This is a genomic window from Dolichospermum sp. UHCC 0406 (assembly GCF_009712025.1).
GTDB classification, from domain to species: domain Bacteria; phylum Cyanobacteriota; class Cyanobacteriia; order Cyanobacteriales; family Nostocaceae; genus Dolichospermum; species Dolichospermum lemmermannii.
Genome location: NZ_VILA01000012.1, coordinates 22449 through 43684, shown reverse-complemented (window position 1 = coordinate 43684; position 21236 = coordinate 22449). Strand labels below are relative to the sequence as shown.

Sequence of the window (21236 nt, the reverse complement as noted above, 5' to 3'; positions counted from 1 at the left end):
TTTGATTTATGGAAGTTTATGTATTGCCTCTATCTCTTTCTCAAAGACAATTATGGTATCAGGAAATATTATCTCCTGGCAATATAGCTTATAATATTCCTATTGCCTTAAAGTTAGTGGGCAATCTTAATCGAATAGCTTTAGAAAATAGCTTTCGGGAAATCATGAACCGCCATGAAATTCTCAGAACAACCTTTGCTATAGAAAATGCAGAACCCGTTCAATTAATTCATTCAGAACGAGAGTTTCATCTCGAATATAAAATTATAGAATCACTTGCAGATAAGCAATCTGATCATCTCAAAATCATCTTAGAAACAGAATCGCGTCAACCCTTCAATCTCGTCAAAGACCAATTGATGAGAGTGATTTTATATCAAATATCAACACAGGAACATATTCTTTTAATAAATCTCCATCACATTATCAGTGATGGTTGGTCATTAGGAATATTTATTCAAGAACTGACACAATTTTATAGTGCTGCGGTTAAAGGTTCACATATTTCTTTGCCAGAACTACCGATTCAATATGGAGATTATGCCGAATGGCAAGAAACTTGGTTGCAAACACAGACAGTTCAACAACAACTAGCATATTGGGAACAAACCTTAGCGTCTCCCTTACCAGTTCTTGATTTACCTCTAGACAAAATCCGTCCAGCATCACAAACTTTTGATGGTGCAGTGTTACGTGAACCGCTATCAGCATCTATTACTAATTCTTTAGAAACATTGGCTAAAACTGAAGGTGTCACCTTTTTCATGGTGGCTTTAGCAGTTTATCAAATTCTATTATTTCGTTATTCTGGTCAAGATGATATTGTCGTTGGTAGTCCTTTTGCCAATCGTAGACGTAGCGAAATTGAAAATCTAATTGGTTGTTTTGTTAATACTTTACCCCTACGCAGTGATCTTTCGGGTCAACCTTCATTTCGACAATTATTACAGCGAATATCATCAACCTGCCTAGATGTTTACACAAATCAAGATGTTCCTTTAGAATTAATAACTGACAAACTAAAAATTAAGCGTGATCCTAGTCGTTCACCAATTTTTCAGACACTTTTTGCTCTACAAAATGCACCAAATGGCGAAATTCAATTACCAGAAATTACAATTACACCTATCTATCTTGACAATGGTGGTGCTAAATTTGATCTGAGTCTGATGTTAGAACCTGCGGCTGAGGGATGGATAGTAGCGCTAGAATATAATACTGATTTATTTACAACGGAAACTGCCCAACAAATACTCACACATTATCAACAATTGTTAATTGCTGTTGTTAATAATCCTGATGTTGATATTAACACTTTACCTCTATTAAGAACTAGGGAAAGACAAAAGCTTTTAGCATTAAGTTCTGCATTAGAATACACAAAATCAGAGACAACAAATTTAGTTGCACTATTTGCTAATATAGCTAATATTTATAGTGATAACGTAGCTGTAGTTGACTCAGAAAAAAAATTAACTTATCAAGAATTAGACCAACTCTCAAATATTTTAGCTGCTGCTTTACAACAAAAAGGAGTGGTTAGAGAAACACGAGTAGGGATTTTTCAAGAACGTAGTGTAGAGTTAATAATTTCTATACTGGCAGTTTTGAAAGCGGGTGGAACTTATGTACCCCTAGATCCTCATTATCCGCCAGAAAGGCTAGGTTTTATTGCTCAAGATAGTGGAATTAATTTACTATTAACAGTAGAGAATTTACTATCTACAATTCCGGTAAATATTGCGGAAATTTTGGTGATTGATAAGATAGAGTTTGCACCGAATGTAATTCTTACTTCTCAAATTCTCTCTCATCAAACGGCTTACATCATCTACACTAGCGGTTCGACTGGACAACCAAAAGGTTGTTTAGTCAGTCATAACAATGTTGTGAGACTGATGGAAAATACCCAAGCATGGTTTGAGTTTAATAGCAAAGATGTTTGGACAATGTTTCATTCTTTCGCTTTTGATTTTTCAGTGTGGGAAATGTGGGGAGCATTATTGTATGGTGGTAAATTAGTTATTGTTCCTTATTTAGAAAGTCGTTCTCCCACAGCTTTTCGCACTCTTTTACAACAAGAAGGTGTGACGATTCTCAATCAAACTCCTTCTGCTTTTCGGCAGTTAATCCGGGCTGATGAAGAATTTGCCGATAAATTAAATAGTTTACGAGTAATTATTCTTGGCGGAGAAGCATTAGAATTACAAAGTCTCAAACCTTGGATTAAACGTTATGGTGATAGTCACCCGCGTTTAATTAATATGTATGGGATTACAGAAACTACTGTTCACGTTACTTACCGTCCCATTCTAGAAGAGGATATTTTAGAAAATCGCGGTAGTGTGATTGGTGTACCGATTGCAGATTTATCTTTATATATATTAGATTCCGGTTTTGAACCTTCACCTTATGGTGTTCCTGGAGAAATCTATGTGGGTGGTATGGGCGTATCTAGGGGTTATCTTAATCGTTCTGCTTTAACAGCAGAAAGGTTTATTCCTGATCCTTTTAGTCAACAATTGGGAGCGAGATTATATCGGACAGGAGATTTGGCGAGAAGGTTGAGAAATGGTGATATTGAATATTTAGGACGCTGCGATTTACAGGTAAAAGTACGCGGTTTTCGCATTGAATTAGGTGAAATTGAAGCAGCTTTAACGGCACTTCCAGAGGTGTTAGAAGCTGTGGTTATTGTCTACTCAGAAGCTGAAGATGATCAGCGTTTAGTAGCTTATATTGTCTCGAATAGTGAGATTGACTACAATAAGTTACGGACGGATCTAAAAGAGAGTTTACCAGATTATATGATCCCGGCGGCTTTTATGGTGGTAGATGCGGTGCCATTGACTGCTCAAGGTAAGATTAATCGTCAAGCATTACCTATACCAGATTGGAATAAAGCGGCAGCTAGACGCAGTTTTACACCTCCACAAACCGATGCTGAAAAGGTAATTTGTCATGTTTGGGAACAAGTGTTAGGTATAGATGCTATAGGAATTGAAGATAACTTCTTTGATTTAGGTGGTGATTCTATTTTGGCCTTGCGAGTCGTTACAGAAATGCGTCGTCAAGGTTGGATATTAACACCCAAGGAAATTTTTCAAGAACAAACTGTAAAACGCCTATCTACTATAGTACAAAAGCAGAATTTGCCAGTGGAAACTACTGCTATAGTTGCCGGAGAAGTTCCTTTGACTCCTATCCAAAAATGGTTTTTTGATCTGAACATTCCCAATCCTCACCATTGGAATCAAGCTTTAGTTTTAGAAGTTCATCAATCTTTAGAAGCTTCAACAGTTGCATCCGCAATTCAATTAATTTCCGAGTATCACGATACTTTACGATTACGCTTTGAACAGAAACAAGGAGTTTGGCGACAGTTTTATGTAGAAAACAAAGCTACCCAAGAGGAGAATTTAACTTGGGAAATTGTTGATTTAGCTCTGAAAACAGAGTTAGAACAAAATACTATGATGAGGGAAGTTGGAGAGAGAGTACAGCGATCGCTAAATTTAACTAATGGACCTCTGGCTCGGTCAATTTGGTTTGATTTAGGAGAAAATCGCCCATCTCAACTTTTAATAGTCATTCATCACTTGGTTGTTGATGGTGTTTCTTGGCGGATTTTACTGCAAGATTTGGTGGAAGCAATCAGTGGTAGTCAACTTTCACCATCTACCTCATCTTTCCAACAATGGAGTCACTTTCTGCAAACCTATAGGAACTCTATAGATATTCAAGCAGAAACACAATTTTGGCTCAATACTATTCAAAAAGAAGCAGCAAAAATTCCCCTAGATTTTCCCCAAAGCTTAATAAATAACTCAGAGTCTTCTGTGAAAACAGTTGCTTGTAAATTAACCACAGCACAAACTCAGATATTTTTAACAAAAGCTAATAAAGCTTACCGCACCCAACCCCAAGAATTATTACTGGCAGCTTTAACGAAAACTTTGGGAAATATCACCCAAAAATCAAATCTCCAAATTATGATGGAAGGGCATGGTAGAGAGGAATTATCTTCAGATTTAGATATCACGCGCACCCTGGGTTGGTTCACCACTCTTTATCCTCTCAGTTTAGAATTGCCGGATATTAATTTAGAATCAGAAATCATTAAAACCGTCAAAGAAAAATTGCGTGCTGTTCCCAAACGCGGGTTTGGTTATGGACTTTTAAGATATCTTGAAGAGGGAACAGGGAACAGGGAACAGGGAACAGAGAATAGGGAGAAGGGAGAAAAGCCGAAATTTACCAATTATCAATCACCAGAAATTAGTTTTAATTATCTTGGTCAAGTACGCAGTGAAAGTGGTAAAAATAAAAAATTACTCCGCTTATTGAATTCAGAAATAGAACAAACTCGAAATCCTGAAGGCTTGCGTCCCCATCTTATTGATATTAACGCCATTGTTGTTGAGGGAGAGTTGCGGGTTGATTGGTTATATAGTTCTAAGTTACATCAAGAAGAAACAATTACTAAATGGGCGGATGAATTTCACAAAAATCTTCTAGAAATTATCAACCATTGCAAAGAAGTAGGTGTAGGTAGCTATACACCATCAGATTTTCCCCTAGTTAAAATTTCTCAATCTTCTGTAAATAAGCTCCAGGAAAAATATTCTCAGTTAGAAGATATTTATCCCCTATCTCCTTTGCAAGAAGGGATGTTATTTCACACAATATATAATTCAGAAGATGCTATTTACTTTGAACAAGTTACTGGTAAAATTATTGGCAAATTAGATGTTGACAACTTTAATTTTGCTTGGCAAGCTGTTGTAGATAGACATCCTATTTTGCGGAGTGCTTTTGTTTGGGATAACCAAGATACCCCTCTACAAATTGTGAGTAAATCTGTTGATTTTTCCATTGTCCAAAAAGATTGGCGTGATTTATCTTCTACTCAGCAAGAAGATAAACTTCAGGAATATCTCATCGCAGAACGGCAACAAGGATTTATTTTAGACCAATATTCTTTGATGCGGTTTAGCGTCATGCGCTTAGATAATTTTACCTGGCAATGGGTGTGGAGTCATCACCATATTACCCTTGATGGTTGGTCATTACCAGTTATTTTCAAAGAAGTTCTGACTATTTATCAATCAACCTGTCAAAGAGTTCCCCATTCTTTGCCACCGGTTCCTCCTTATCGCCATTATATTCAGTGGTTAGCAACTCGGAATTTGCAGGAAGCAAAACAATTTTGGCAGGAAAATTTAGCTGATGTTTCTACATCTACTCGTCTGTCTTGGCAGATACCAGAATCAGAATTTGATGTTAATTTACCTGCATATCAAGAAGTAGAATTACGTCTGAGTCAAGATGAATTTGCAGTATTGCAAAAGATGGCACAAAACCAGCGATTAACATTGAATACTGTAGCTCAAGGTGCTTGGGGAATTTGTTTACAAAAGCATGGCGCAGGGGAAGATGTATTATTTGGTGTTACTGTTTCTGGTAGGCCACCGGAATTACCAGAAATAGAAAGTATGGTGGGGTTATTTATCAATACTTTGCCAATGCGAGTCCAAATTAATCCTAGTTTATCTGTTGCTGCTTGGTTGCAAAATATTCAACAGCATCATGTTGAAATGAGAGAATATGAATATAGTAAATTAACAGATATTCAAAAAGAGATTCAAATAGGGTCAGGAGAGTCTTTATTTGAGAGTATTTTAGTATTTGAAAATTACCCTGTTGACCAAAGTTTAAAGGAACAAGGGCAAGATTTTAGAGTTGATGAAATCCAGTTTTATGAAAGAACAAATTATCCTTTAACGGTGGGTGTAATTCCTGATCAGGGATTATTATTAAAACTAAATTATCAAACTAGATTTTTATCGCCTTCAGCGGCTAGAATCATGCTGTTGCGCCTGCGGAATATCATGATGAATATGGCAGAACAGCCGAATGTGGCATTAGGAACAATCCCGGCGTTATCAAAACCAGAGCGATCGCAAATTATCAGTAACATTGCAGTTAATACTATTACCTGGGGGGATTTTCGTCCTGCTCATCAATTATTTGAAGAACGCGCTGATTTAAAGCCTGATAGCGTGGCATTGGTCTGTGGTGATAGTGAAATTATTTATAGTGATTTGGATAAATATGCCAATAATTTGGCAGCTAAACTCATCGCCACAGGGTTTGGATTTGAGTCCATAATTGGCTTATATTTTGATCCTTCTATTGAATATGTGATTTCTCTCCTGGCTGTGTTAAAAATAGGTGCAGCCTTTTTACCTTTAGATCGCAGTTATCCAGAAACACGACGGCAATTTATTGTAGAAGATAGTCAAACTCGTTTGATTTTAACAAAAACAGTTTCTGCACCAGGATTATTTCCAGATGATGTCAAAGTTATTGCTATTTCTGAATTAGATTTAACGGCAAATATTCCTCGTCCTTGCTTAAAAGTTAGACCAGAAAATCTGGCTTATGTGATCTATACATCCGGTTCTACAGGTAAACCCAAGGGTGTTTTGGTTTCTCACGCAGGGATAGAGAATCTGGTACGCAATCAAACTGCAAGTTTCGGTGTCACAGCCAAAAGTCGCGTTTATCAATTTGCTTCTTTGAATTTCGATGCGGCAGTTTCCGAGATATTTATGGCTTTGGGTAGCGGTGCAACTTTATATCTGCAAGAACAAGCAAATCGCTCTCCTAATGCTGCTCTATGGGAGACATTAACTGCATGGCAAATAACTCATGTTACCCTCCCTCCTTCCTTAGTAGCTGCTATTGAACCAGCAAATTTACCCAAATTGCAGACTTTGATTGTGGCAGGGGAAACGGTTTCTGGGGATTTATTGCGGCGTTGGAGTGGAGAGAGCCGCACCTGTTTCAATGCTTACGGACCAACGGAAGCTACAGTTTGCGCCAGCTTGATGAATTGTAGCAATTTGTTGAGAGAACCGAGTATTGGCAGAGCGATCGCTAACGTCGAAATTTACCTTCTTGACTCATTTTTAGAACCAGTGTCCCCTGATGTCACTGGGGAAATATATATTGGAGGTATCAGTTTAGCACGGGGTTATTTACACCGTCCCGATTTAACAGCAACCGCATTTATACCCCATCCTTTTAGTAAAACACCAGGGGCAAGACTTTACAAAACAGGCGATCGCGGTGTATATGATCTACAAGGTAATATCCGCTTCATGGGTCGTCAGGATGCCCAAGTTAAACTTAACGGATACCGCATAGAACTAGGTGAAATTGAAGCCGCCCTAACTAAGCATAAAACCGTAGATAGTGCGGTAGTTTTATTGCGCCAAGATTTACCCGGACGTAAACGCATAGTTGCTTACGCCCTAGCACCGCAAGACAACCCACCAACTAGTCAAGAATTAAAGGATTATTTAGCAGAAACTTTACCTGCATATATGTTACCTAGTGCAGTAGTGTTAGTTTCAGCTTGGCCACTCACACCTAACGGGAAAATAGATCGTCGAGTCTTACCCGCACCGGAAATATCAACTACACCAACCATAGCTAAAACGCCTACAGAGGAGATATTCGCGCAAATCTGGGCAGAAGTCTTAGGACTGGAAACCGTCAATCCTGATGATAATTTCTTTGAATTAGGAGGAGATTCGATTATCAGTTTGCAAATAGTTTCTCGCGTTCGTGCTGCTGGTTGGGAAATTAACCCCAAAGACATCTTTGAAGCTCAAACTTTATCACGACTTGCTGCAATAGCTAAACCATTAGCGCGGAAAATAGAAATTATTGAGCCGTTAACTGCTGTTGTTGACCTTTCCCCCATTCAGTATTGGTTTTTGAGCAAAAATTGGACTCATCTCCACCACTGGAATCAAGCAATAGCCCTGAATAGCAGTGAACCTTTAAATATAGATGCCTTGATTGTGTCCTTAAACGCCTTAGTTGCCCATCACGACGTTTTCCGCTTGGGATTCTCCCAAAATCAAGGACAATGGCAACAATTTTATACTGGTACTGCGAAAAGCCCACCTTTGCAAATTGCAGACTTTAGCGACCATTCACCCCAAACCCAACAAGAGGCTTTAACCGCAATTGTCGAAGCAGAACACGCAAGTTTTCAATTAGATAATCCGCCATTACTGCGGTTGTTATATGCTACCAATCTCAGCGAGTATGGTAACGTTTTATTTCTCTTTGCTCATCATTTAATTATAGATGGCGTATCCTGGCGAATTTTACTCACAGACTTAAACCAAGCCTATCAACGAACTATAGATGATCAACCCATTTCCTTACCATCAAAAACATCCTCCTATCGAGAATGGACTGCATCTTTGCGAACTTTAGCAGATTCTGATGCGATCATTAAAGATATCCCCTTTTGGCAGAACATTCTCTCAAATCCTGTCGCTACCTTACCCGTTGATTATCCAGTTATCAACGGTAAAAATACAGTAGACAGTACAGCCATAATATCTTACCAATTAACCCCAGAAGAGACAAATATTCTCCTCAAACAAGCAACTATAACCTATCATGCCAATATCCAAGAAATCATGTTGGCGGCATTATTTAAAACTCTCTGGGAAACTTATCAAGCTGACAATTGGCTCATTGATTTAGAAGGCCATGGTAGAGAAGAACTAATTGATCAATTAGATATTTCTAGAACAGTAGGTTGGTTTACCTCCCTCTATCCAATTTTACTACAGCAACCAGAAACCAATACCCATCAAGATACATTAATCAAAGCAATTAAAACTCAAATTAGAAATATTCCCCATCATGGCATCAGTTTTGGATTACTACGATATGTCAGTCAAAATAAAACCTTACAGGAAAACCTTAATTATGCTAATCAATCTGCTATCAGTTTCAACTATTTGGGGCAAATTGACAACAAATACCCAGGTAATCACCTATTTAATCTTAGTCATGTGCCTACAGGAACGGGGCTATTTGCTAAACAAGAACGTCCTCACCTGTTAGCAATTAATGCACGTATTCAAAACGATTTTCTGCAAATAGAATGGTCTTACAGTCAAAATATACATCAAAAACAAACCATCAATCATCTAGGAGAAAAATATGTGGAGAACCTGCGTTTATACCTCACAGATTCAACATCTAGTAATTCATCATTTTATAGTGCTACTGATTTCAACCTAGTTGATTTATCTGAAAACGAACTAGATTCGATTTTAGAAGATTTAGAATAACTCTTTTTCATGTTCTGCTTTTAATAAAACACAAGGTTAATTATGACAAGTCTCAAAGATAAAATCCAAGATATTTTTCCTCTTACTCCCTTACAAAAAGGACTATTATTTCATTCCCTCTATGAACCAGAATCAGGGGTTTATTTTGAACAATTACATTGTCAATTACAGGGAGATGTATCTATAGTCGCAGTACGTCAAGCTTGGCAAACTTTAGTAGATCGTCACCCCATTTTGCGGACTGCTATTGTTACCAAAGGACAAACAGAACCCGTACAAATCGTATTTCGCAATCTCGTATTTAATATCACAGAAGAAGATTGGCGAGGATTAAGTAGCATAGCCCAAAAAATCCGCCTTGAAGAATTTTTAGAATCAGATAAACGACAGGGTTTCGTTCTCAATCGTCCCCCCTTAATGCGAGTCAGCTTAATTCGGTTAGAAGAAGATCGTTGGCATTTAATCTGGAGTCATCACCACTTAATTTTAGATGGTTGGTCTTGGCCAATTCTACTGCGAGAATTTTTAATGCTGCATAAAGCAGCCAGAGAAAATATAAATATTTCCCTACCTAATGTCCGCCCCTATGGTGATTTTATTGCTTGGTTAAAACAGAAAAATCCCCAAGATGGTGAATTTTTTTGGCGTGAATATATGGGCGACTTTGAAAGTGCTACCCCATTATTAATGACTTCTAAAACCAAAGTCAGCGACACCTTTAAAGGTGGAGAAATTAACCAACTATTATCACCAGAAAATACCGCATTTTTACAAAAATTAGCCCGTAATTGTAGCGTCACTCTCAACACTGTAATTCAAGGGGCTTGGGCAATATTACTTAACCGCTATAGTCGGACTACAGATATTGTTTATGGCATTACAGTTGCAGGAAGACCTCCAGAATTGCCAGGGGTAGAAGGGATGATTGGACCCTTTATTAATACCTTACCATTTCGTGTCTTGATATCTGGAGAAGAAACTCTGGAATCTTGGTTACAAAAACTGCAAGCTAGAGCATCTTTAATGCGTCAATTTGAACATACTAGTTTATCAGACATTCAAAGCTGGAGTCGTGTCCCCCGTGGACAACAAATGTTTGAAAGTTTGTTAGCTTTTGAAAATTTCCCCTTTGACAACTCCTTAAAAACTGAAGATTTTGGTTTAAATGTACCAGAGTCATCCTTCTCTGAAAGTACCCATTATCCCTTAACTTTAGTAGTCGTTCCTGGGGAGATAATTTCTCTGAAGTTAAGCTACAATGCGGCTCGTTTTGATGCAGTAACTATGGAATTATTGCTAGAACAATTTAGCAATTTGTTGTTAAACATGGCCAATAATTCTCAAGCACTTTTGCACTCTTTATCACTGCTTGGCTATGAAGAAAGAGAACAGAAAACAGAAAAGAAAGAACAGTTACCAATTACCATTGCTGAAATCTTCACAGAAACTGTTAAGAAATATCCAGAACGCATTGCCCTAACTTATGACAATGAAAGCCTCACATATCAAGAATTAGACCGTCAGTCTAACCGCATAGCTCGATATTTACAATCATTAGGAATTAGTGCAGAAAAACGAGTAGTAATTTGTTTAGAACGTTCCCCAGAAATGATTATAGCCATGTTGGCTGTAGTCAAAGCAGGGGGAGTTTATGTTCCCGTTGATCCGGCATATCCTGATGATAGAATTGAATTTACTATTACTGACTGTGAAGCAGAATTAATTCTCACCACAACTAATATTACTGAAAAACTTCCAGACTCGACCATCAAAATTTGTTTAGATGCAGAAAATGCACCTTATTTGAATGTAAGCACAGAGGCTTTAATTATAGATAATATTGAGCCAGATTCAGGAGCTTATATTATTTATACATCTGGTTCAACAGGAAAACCTAAAGGTGTATTAGTCACTCAACATAATCTAACTCGATTGTTTAAGAGTACAGAACATTGGTTTAAATTTAACGAGCAAGATGTGTGGACATTCTTCCATTCCTTTGCTTTCGACTTTTCTGTGTGGGAAATTTGGGGAGCTTTATTTTATGGTGGAAAATTAGTCATTGTTCCTCATTGTGTGAGTCGTGACCCTCAAAGATTTTTACAACTACTACAAAATGAGCAAGTTACTGTTCTTAATCAAACTCCTTCGGCCTTTGCTCAATTATTAGCTTGTAAAGATGTTACTGTTAATTTATCAAGTTTACGTTACATCATTTTTGGTGGTGAAGCTTTGAATCTTGCAAGTCTGCGTCCTTGGTTTGAACATTATGGGGAAAATCAGACGCGCTTGGTGAATATGTATGGAATTACAGAAACCACAGTTCATGTTACCTATAGACCAATTAGCAAACAAGATGTAGATAATTCATCTGGTAGTTTAATTGGTCAACCAATTCCCGATTTACATCTTTATATTCTTGATTCTGATGGAAATCGTCTCCCAACAGGAGTAATTGGGGAAATGTATGTGGGTGGTGCGGGAGTTGCTCGTGGCTATTTAAACCGCCCAGAATTGACAGCAGAAAGGTTTGTTAAAGATCATTTTTCTTCAAGTTCATGCTTGTATCGTACAGGTGATTTGGGTCGTTTTCTGCCTAATGGCGATTTGGAATATTTAGGAAGGATAGATAACCAAGTTAAAATACGCGGTTTCCGCATTGAAATTGGCGAAATTGAAACTGCTTTTTCTCAGTTTCCTGCTGTGCAAGAAAATATTGTTGTAGTTGCGACTGATGCAGAAACAAATCAAAAACGGTTAATTGCCTATCTGGTTTGTACTTCTGAACAACAACCAACTATTGAAACTCTGCGAAATCATCTGCAACAGCTTTTACCGGACTATATGATCCCGTCGCAGATAGTTTATTTAGATAAATTTCCCCTCACTGCCAACGGTAAAATAGATAGAAAATCCCTACCTGTACCAGAAATTAATCGAGAAAATATAGGGATTGAATTTGTCCCACCAGCCACAGAAATTGAGCAAAAAATAGCGGAAATTTGGCAACAGGTTTTAGGTATAAATCGAGTTGGCAGATTTGATAATTATTTCGTTTTAGGTGGCGATTCTATCCGCAGTATTCGGGTTTGTTCTCTAGCACAAGCCGCTGGATTAAACTTAAAAATTGAGCAAATATTTTCCCATCCTGTTTTATTGGAATTAGCGGAATTTTTGGAGACAGCAGCAACAGTAGAAACTCAAGTTTGGCATCAAGAACCGTTTGCTTTAATTACCGATGCAGATAGAGAAAATTTAGAAAATATTGCCATTGATGCTTATCCTTTAGCACAATTGCAAGCCGGAATGTTATTTCATGGTGAATATTCTCAGAGTTCAACAACTTACCATGATGTTTTTAGTTTTCGGATTCGTATACCTTTTGATTTGCAAGTTTGGGAACAAGCTTATGGTCAAATGTTTGCTAGACATAGGGTATTAAGAACGGCATTTTATTTAGCTGAATTTAGTCAACCAACTCAGGTGATTGTTAAAGATGTACCCGCAAAGGTGATTTTTGCAGATTTAACTAATTTATTGCCATCAGCACAAGATAATTATATCAAAACCTTTATTGATCAAGAACGAGTAAGTCGGTTTGATTATAAAAGTGCGCCGTTAATGCGTTTTCATATTCATTTGCTGGATCAAAATGTGATGGAAGCAACTTTTAGTTTCCATCATGCCATTATAGATGGTTGGAGTTTTGCTAACTTTTTAGCAGAATTAACAGGTTTATATCTAAATTTAATGGGTAAGGGTGTGCCGATTTTACATCCTCAAACTAATTTAGAATATTCTCGATTTATTGCTTTAGAACAACAGGCTTTACAAGATCAGAAAAAAAGGGAATTTTGGCAACAACAACTGAAGGAAATTTCTTTTACTAAAATACCTCGTTTACCGATAACAGTTTCCTCGGAATCACAATCAAGCATGGGGAAAATTGATCTAACTTTATCAGACACAATTTCTCAAGGTTTAAAAGATGTATCTCATCAATTGGGTGTACCTTTAAGGACTGTATTGCTGGCGTTACATCTACATATTCTGGCTGTTTTTTCAGGAGAAGAAGAAATAGTTACAGGTTTGGTAAGTAACGGTAGGCCAGATGAAACAGATAGCGATCGCATTTTAGGACTATTTTTAAATACCTTACCATTACGGTTAAAATTACCTCGTGGTTCTTGGGTAAATTTGATTAAAGAAACATGGCGGGCTGAACAAGCATTAATGCCAAATCGTCGTTTTCCTTTAGCAGAACTGCAACGGCTAAATGGTAATCAACCTTTATTTGAAACTTCTTTGAATTTTGTGCATTTTCATGTTTACAAAGGATTACTAAATTGGCGAGAAGTTGAATTACTAGAATCAACATCTTTTGAGGAAACAAATATTCCTTTTGCAGTTACTTGGAATGAAGAGGTGGCTGCTGTTAACATCAGTTTAAATATTACCTACAACAGTCAGGAACTGACCGCAGCACAAATCAATAACATTGCTAATTACTATCAAACCAGTGCAGAATTATTGAGTAAAAATCCTCAAAAAAATAGAGAATATTTGCTCACACCACAGGAAATTTTCACGAATGATAAAAATGATCAATTAGAAATTACTCCAGTCCATGAAATTGTCACTCAACAAGCAGCCGTAAATCCTGATTCTATTGCTGTTATTTGTGAAGGAGAAGTTTGGACATATCAGCAATTAAACCAAAAAGCTAATCGCCTGGCGCGGTTTTTACAAAAGCATGGTATTAGTCATGAACAACCTGTGGGTATTTGTTTAGAACGTTCCTTAGATATGGTTTGTACCATGCTAGGTGTCCTGAAAGCAGGTGGTTGTTATGTACCCATAGACCCCCATTATCCCGCTGCGCGTATCCAATCTATGTTGGAAGATGCCAAGGTTAATTTATTACTAACTCGGTCAGAATTAAAGGTCAATTATGGTGAAACTATTTGTCTGGATATCTACAAAGAAGAAATAGAAACCCAATTTACTGACAACTTAGAAATTACCGTTTTTCCTGACAATATTGCCTATATCATTTTTACTTCTGGTTCAACTGGTAGACCAAAAGGTGTAGCTGTTTCTCACCAAGCATTAGCCTATCACCAAAATTGGTTTTTAGAGAATTTTACAGTTAATAATCATGATATAGTTCTGCAAAAAACACCATTTAGTTTTGATGCTTCCGTGTGGGAATTTTGGACACCTTTAATGGTGGGTGCAAAACTGGTTATGGCTAAACCAGGAGGACATCAAGATCCAGCTTATTTGGTGAAAACAATACAACAAGAAAATGTCACATTGCTGCAATTAGTACCCAGTTTATTAGAAATCATCTTGGGTGAACCTAAATTTTCTCAATGTTCTAGTTTGCGATTAGTTTTTAGTGGTGGAGAAGCACTGAAAAAACGGGTTTGGCATGATTTTAAAGACAATTTAGCTATTCCTTTAATCAATCTTTATGGACCAGCAGAAACGACAATTGATGTGGCTGTTCATGATTGTCGAGAAAATGAAAATGCTGATATTATTCCCATTGGTGAACCAGTCACCAATACTAAGTTATATGTTCTTAATTCTCATCTGCAACCTGTACCAGTGGGGACACCAGGAGAGTTATTTGTATCTGGATATCAATTAGCGCGTGGTTACTGGAATGCACCAGGAATGACTGGGGAACGGTTTTTACCCGATCCTTTTGTGGAAGGTGAAAGAATGTATCGCACAGGCGATCGCGCTCGTTACTTACCAGATGGTACAATAGAATTTCTAGGACGTGCAGATCAACAGGTAAAAATTCGGGGTTTCCGCATTGAAACTGCTGAAATTGTCGCTGCTTTAGAACAACAAACTTGGGTGAATCGTGCAGTGGTTAAAGCAATTACTACTCCAGGAAAACCAAATCGGCTGATTGCTTATTTGCAACTACAAGAAACAATCACAAATTGGCAAAAGGTTTTGCGGTTGGAATTAGCACAGATTCTTCCCGATTATATGATTCCCGCTTTCTTGGTGAAGATTGAAAATTGGCCATTATTACCAAATGGCAAAATTGACATTAATTCTTTACCAGATCCAGAAATTGCAGAAACAACAAGGGAAGAATATATAGCCCCAGAAAATGAAACAGAAAAGATTTTAACTCAACTGTGGGAACAGGTATTACAAGTATCTCGTATTGGGGTGACAGATAACTTCTTTGAATTAGGTGGAGACTCAATTATTGGATTACAAATTATTGCTAAAGCCAGGGATTTAGGTTTTTATTTCACACCTCAAGATTTATTTAACTATCCCCAGGTCAGTGATTTGGCTAATCATGTCAGGAAAGTTGATAATCGCCCTGCAAACTTACCAACTATTGAACAAGGTGAAATTCCTTTAACTCCCATTCAAAATTGGTTTTTTCAACAATCTTTAGCTTATCCAGAACATTGGAATCAGGCTATTTTATTGGATATCAAACCACAATTCAATATTGCCAAATTCCAAAAAGCTGTAAATCAACTTGTCACCAAACATCCAGCTTTCCGGTTAAAATTCCGCCAAAGTGAAACAGGTTGGATACAAGAATTAGATCCTAATATTCAAGGTGTAAATTTGGATATTGTTGATTTAACAAATATTCCTGAAACTGAATTATCTGCACAACTGCAAACCATAGCCACTAAGTTTCAAAGCCAACTTAATCTAGAAACTGGTACTCTGTTCCGTGCTGTCTATTTCCAAACAGCAGCAAACACAGCCGATAAACTATTATTGATTATTCATCACCTCATAGTTGATGGTGTTTCTTGGCGTGTGATTTTGCAAGATTTAGCAGCGAAAGTTGTGGAAAATATGCCTCAATCTTTGCAAAAGCAGAGTGTAAGTTTTCCACAATGGAGTAATTATTTACAACAAACCATTCAAAGTGCTAATTGGGAAAAAGATGTTGACTTTTGGAAACACCAAACTGTAGATAATTTCACATTACCCCTGGATTTACCTAATAGCTTGCATGGCGACGTAGGAGACATAGAACTAGCAAATAATACAGAAAATTCGGCAACGCAAATTGAGTGTAATTTCACCAAAGAAGAAACGGATAAACTATTATTTGATATCCCTCGTACCCGCAAAGCACGCATTCAAGAAGTTCTCCTCACAGCACTTTTAGCAGCAGTTAGCGAATGGATTGGTAAATCAGAAATTGTCATTGCTTTGGAAAGTCATGGTAGAGAAACCACTTTAGATATATCTGATGCTGTTGGCTGGTTTACATCTCTATTCCCCTGCAAATTAGCAAAATCAAATGGCAATATTTTAGATAATTTAGCCACAACTAAAGAACATCTCAGAAACTTACCCAATAATGGGTTTTCTTACGGTATTCTCAGTCAAAAACCAGAATATGCTGCTATTTTATCGCCCATTCCCCAAGGGATTATTTTTAACTATTTGGGACAATTTGACGAACAAATTACACCAGATGCACCATTTACACCTGCTGTTGAAGATACAGGAATTTCTCGACATCCAGAAAATCAACGTGCTTTTCAATTAGAAATAACTGGTTTAATTGCTAACGGTAAATTGCAAATGCGATTTGGTTTTAGTAAAGCCTTACATCAAGAAGTAACTATTCACAATCTAGTAAATAGTTATCAAAGATGTTTAAGAGATTTATTAACAGCTAGTGATTATCAAGCTGAAAGTTGGCAACCTAGAGATTTTCCCTTGGTTAATTTAACTCAGGAACAATTAAATATAGCTGTCGAGGGAACTACTGATTTAGAAGATATTTATCCTCTAGCACCAGTGCAAGAAGGTATTCTTTTCCATACTAACTATGAAACTGATAAGGATATTTACCTGCAACAAGTAACAGGTAATATTGAAGGAAATTTGGATGTAGAAATATTTAAAACTGCTTGGGAAAGCTGCATTAATCGTCATTCTAGCTTGCGTACTTCCTTTATTTGGCGATCGCTTCCTCATCCTGTAGCTAGAGTGCATAGTAGTGTAAATTTGCCTTTTATCGTCGAAGATTGGCAGAATTTAGGCGTTAATGAATTAGAGTCAATGTGGACAGATTTATTAACAAATGACCGTCAACAAAACTTATCCACAGAAACAGCACCTTTAATGCGGTTAACGTTAGTAAGAACCGAATCCCAAAAATGGCGATTCTGTTGGACTCATCATCATATATTGTTAGATGGTTGGTCTTTACCTCTAGTTTTTGGCGATGTCATTGCTTTTTATCAAGCACAACAAAGTCATCAAGTTTTGCATTTATCACCAACACCAAATTATCGAGATTTTATTGTCTGGTTAAATCAAAAAGAAACTCACACAGCAGAAGCATTTTGGCGGCAAGAATTAGCAGGTTTACAGTCTGCAACTAGCTTAGGATTAATAAATCAAAAATCTACTGATTACCAAATTTTAGAAGCTACTATTGCGCCGGAAATTTACACACAACTGAAAACCTACGCCAATAAAAATCAAATTACAGTCAATACTTTAGTGCAAGCCGCTTGGGGAATTTTGTTGAGTAAATATAGTGGTGCTGATGAAGTTGTTTTTGGGATGACGGTTTCAGGAAGGACAACAGAATTGTCAGGTTTTAGTGAGATGGTGGGTTTGTTTATTAATACCCTACCTTTGCGGTTAAAATTTGATGCAGCCACACCTGTGCAAAAATGGTTAAAAGAAGTAGGCGATCGCATTTTATCCATCAATGAATATTCCTACAATCGTTTGGTAGATATTCAAGGTTGGAGTGATGTCAACAGAGGGGAGTCTTTATTTGAGTCTATTGTGGTTTATGAAAATTACCCCGTAGGCGAAAATTTACGTAACCATCCCGGTGACTTGGTAATCAATGGTGTAGAGTCTTTAGAAAAAAATCATTATCCTGTCAGTCTCTACGCTTTACCAGGAGAAGATCTAACCCTAAAAATTGCCTTCCAAAAAAATATAGGGACGGTAAAAGAACGGGAGCAATTATTACAGCAACTAACCCATATTTTAACCACCTTTGCCACCAAATCACCACAATATATTGGTGAAATTGGTCTGCGAACTTCCCCTGACCAACCAATTACCCATCATCCATTACCAATTAGTACCATCCTAGATTTATTTAGCCAACAAGTCTCACAAAATCCCGACTCCCCTGCTATTCTTCAAGGTAAAAAATGGTTAACATATCGTGAATTAGATCAAAAATCTGATCAAATTGCCCAAGCATTAATCCAGTTAGGAGTCAAACAAGAAACATTAGTAGCTGTATGTTTAGAACGCCATGCAGGTTTAGTCATGGCATTGTTAGGAATTATCAAAACTGGTGCAGCTTATTTACCACTAGATCCAGCCTTCCCAAGCGATCGCTTACAATGGATACTTGCTGATAGTCAGGCTGGGGTAATCCTCACAGAATCTCAAATTGCCCCCCACATACCCACATCATCAGCCCAAATCCTCTTACTAGAAGCAATACCACAAGATCCAACAGTCATTTCTCCACCGCAAACACCCTTAAATTTAGCATACACAATTTACACTTCTGGTTCGACTGGCAGACCCAAAGGAGTACAAATTCAACATCAATCTTTAGTGAATTTCCTCCTCAGTTTCCAAGCCAAACTACAATTAACTGCGGCTGATACCCAAGTTGCGGTAACAACAATTTCCTTTGATATTGCCGGTTTAGAATTATTTTTACCCTTAATTAGTGGTGCAAAATTAGTTCTAGCTGACAGAGAAACAACCCAGGATGGATTTAAATTAGCTCAATTGTTGCAACAATCTCAAGCAACAATTATGCAAGCCACTCCCACAACTTGGAGATTACTATTAACCGCAGGTTGGCAACCACAAAATGACTTTTGCGCCCTCTGTGGTGGGGAAGCAATGCCAGGAGAATTAGCGGCTTCTCTCTTAGAATCAAAGGTAAATCTGTGGAACGTTTACGGACCTACAGAAACTACTATTTGGTCAGCCATGAAAAAGGTAGAGCAACCAGAAGATGCCCTTTCTATTGGTCAGGGAATTACTAACACATCTTTGTATATTTTGGACAGGGGTTTAAATCCACTACCAGTAGGAATTGCTGGTGAATTGTACATTGGCGGCATGGGACTAGCGCGAGGTTATCGTGGCAATCCAAGACTGACATCAACAACATTTATACCTAACCTATTTTCACAACAACCCGGAGAGCGTTTGTATCGCACTGGAGATTTAGCACGGTGGCTACCAAATGGAGAAATTGAATTTTTAGGAAGACTCGATTATCAAGTAAAAATCCGTGGTTATCGCATTGAGTTGGGAGAAATTGAAACTGTTCTAGAAAGTCATCCAGCCATTACTCAAGCCATTGTCCAAGCAATTGGTGAGACTTTTACAGATCAAAAGCTTGTGGCTTATTTAGTGGCTAAATCTGATAACTTGCGTGGCGTAGCCATTGAGGAAACACCAACAATAGAAACCCTGCGCTTATATCTCTCGACAAAACTGCCCGATTATATGATACCTTCGGCTTGGGTCTTTTTAGATACTATGCCTCTTACCGCTAATAATAAGGTAAATCGCCGTGCTTTACCCATACCTACTCAAGCAGATGCACAAGTAGATTATTTAGCACCCAGAAATCCCATTGAAGAAGCATTAGTAGAAATGTGGCAAGAATTACTCAAAGTTGAAAAAGTGGGGGTAAAAGATAACTTCTTCCATTTGGGGGGACATTCGCTGTTAGCTGGGCAATTTCATGGACGGATTAAAAAAGTATTTGCCGTTGATTTGGCATTAAGAGAACTATTTTCTACTGTAACTATTGAAGAAATAGCGCCACTTCTGGTAGAAAGAGAAACCAAATCAGGAAATACAGAAAAAATTGCTAAAGCCTTTTTACGTCTTAAACGCATGACACCAGAAGAAAAAGCCCAATTATTACAAGCCAAGCAGCAACAAAATTAACCCAAGAAATTAACCAACATGAAAAAACTACTTGTCACTGGATCATCAGGATTAATTGGTTCGGAAGTCTGTGAATATTTTGCTCAAAAAGGTTGGGCAATTCACGGTATTGATAATAATCAAAGAGCCGTATTTTTTGGTAATCAAGGGGATACTCGTTGGAATCAAAAACGGCTAGAGTCGAAAATTAAGGGTTTTGTGCATCATGAAATTGATATCCGCGATCGCACTGCTATTTTAGACTTAATTGATAGTCTTAGACCAGATGCGATCGTGCATACAGCCGCCCAACCCAGTCATGATCTAGCCGCCAAAATCCCTTTTGATGATTTTGATACCAATGCTGTAGGAACACTCAATCTTTTAGAAGCAACTCGGCAATTTGTTCCTTCAGTTCCCTTTGTGCATATGTCAACCAACAAAGTTTATGGTGATGCACCAAATGAAATACCGATGCTGGAGTTAGCAACCCGTTGGGATTATGCTGATCTTACTTATCAGCATGGTATACCCGAATCTTTTCGCATTGATCAATCCAAACACTCCCTATTTGGTGCTTCTAAACTTGCAGCCGATATTATGGTTCAAGAATATGGGCGTTATTTTGGCTTAAAAACCTGCTGTTTACGTGGAGGTTGTCTAACAGGTCCTAATCATTCTGGTGTAGAACTGCACGGTTTTTTGAGTTATTTAGTCAAATGTAATTTAGAAGATCGTACTTACAAAATATTTGGATATCAAGGTAAACAAGTCCGAGATAATATCCATGCTTACGATGTTACCCGTTTTATAGAAGAATTTATGGCAGCACCACGTAGTGGTGAGGTTTATAATTTAGGCGGGGGAAAAGAAAATACCTGTTCAATATTAGAAGCTTTTGAAATCGTGGCTGCATTAACAAATAAACCAATGGTATATGAGTATGTGCCAATAAATCGGGAGGGTGATCATATCTGTTACTATAGCGATTTACGCAAAATTAAAGACCATTATCCTAATTGGTATATTACCAAATCCTTAAACTCAATCTTTGCTGATATTGTTGCAGCTTGGAGAGATGAAATTTGCATGAATTAAGCTGTTATC

3 protein-coding genes are annotated in these 21236 nt (G+C 37.5%); all 3 read left to right on the top strand.

Annotated features, from left to right (window positions below; translation table 11 throughout):
- The first annotated feature begins 8 nt into the window (after positions 1-8).
- Genes FJR09_RS10640 through FJR09_RS10630 form a run of 3 tightly spaced genes read left to right on the top strand, consistent with a single transcriptional unit; the run spans position 9 to position 21227 of the window.
- Positions 9-9170: a non-ribosomal peptide synthetase gene (locus tag FJR09_RS10640; RefSeq protein ID WP_168653846.1), complete on the top strand. Its 9162-nt coding sequence runs from the start codon at positions 9-11 to the stop codon at positions 9168-9170.
- Positions 9171-9212: 42 nt separating this feature from the next.
- Positions 9213-20150 carry a non-ribosomal peptide synthetase gene (locus FJR09_RS10635; RefSeq protein WP_168654075.1) on the top strand — a complete coding sequence of 3646 codons (10938 nt, stop codon included), beginning with the start codon at positions 9213-9215 and terminating at the stop codon, positions 20148-20150.
- Positions 20151-20168: 18 nt separating this feature from the next.
- Positions 20169-21227 carry an NAD-dependent epimerase/dehydratase family protein gene (locus FJR09_RS10630; protein ID WP_015080898.1) on the top strand — a complete coding sequence of 353 codons (1059 nt, stop codon included), beginning with the start codon at positions 20169-20171 and terminating at the stop codon, positions 21225-21227.
- Positions 21228-21236 lie beyond the last annotated feature (9 nt).

Coding starts and splice junctions, on each gene's coding strand:
- FJR09_RS10640 (WP_168653846.1), top strand. CDS start 9: ATGGAAGTTTATGTATTGCCTCTATCTCTTTCTCAAAGACAATTATGG.
- FJR09_RS10635 (WP_168654075.1), top strand. CDS start 9,213: ATGACAAGTCTCAAAGATAAAATCCAAGATATTTTTCCTCTTACTCCC.
- FJR09_RS10630 (WP_015080898.1), top strand. CDS start 20,169: ATGAAAAAACTACTTGTCACTGGATCATCAGGATTAATTGGTTCGGAA.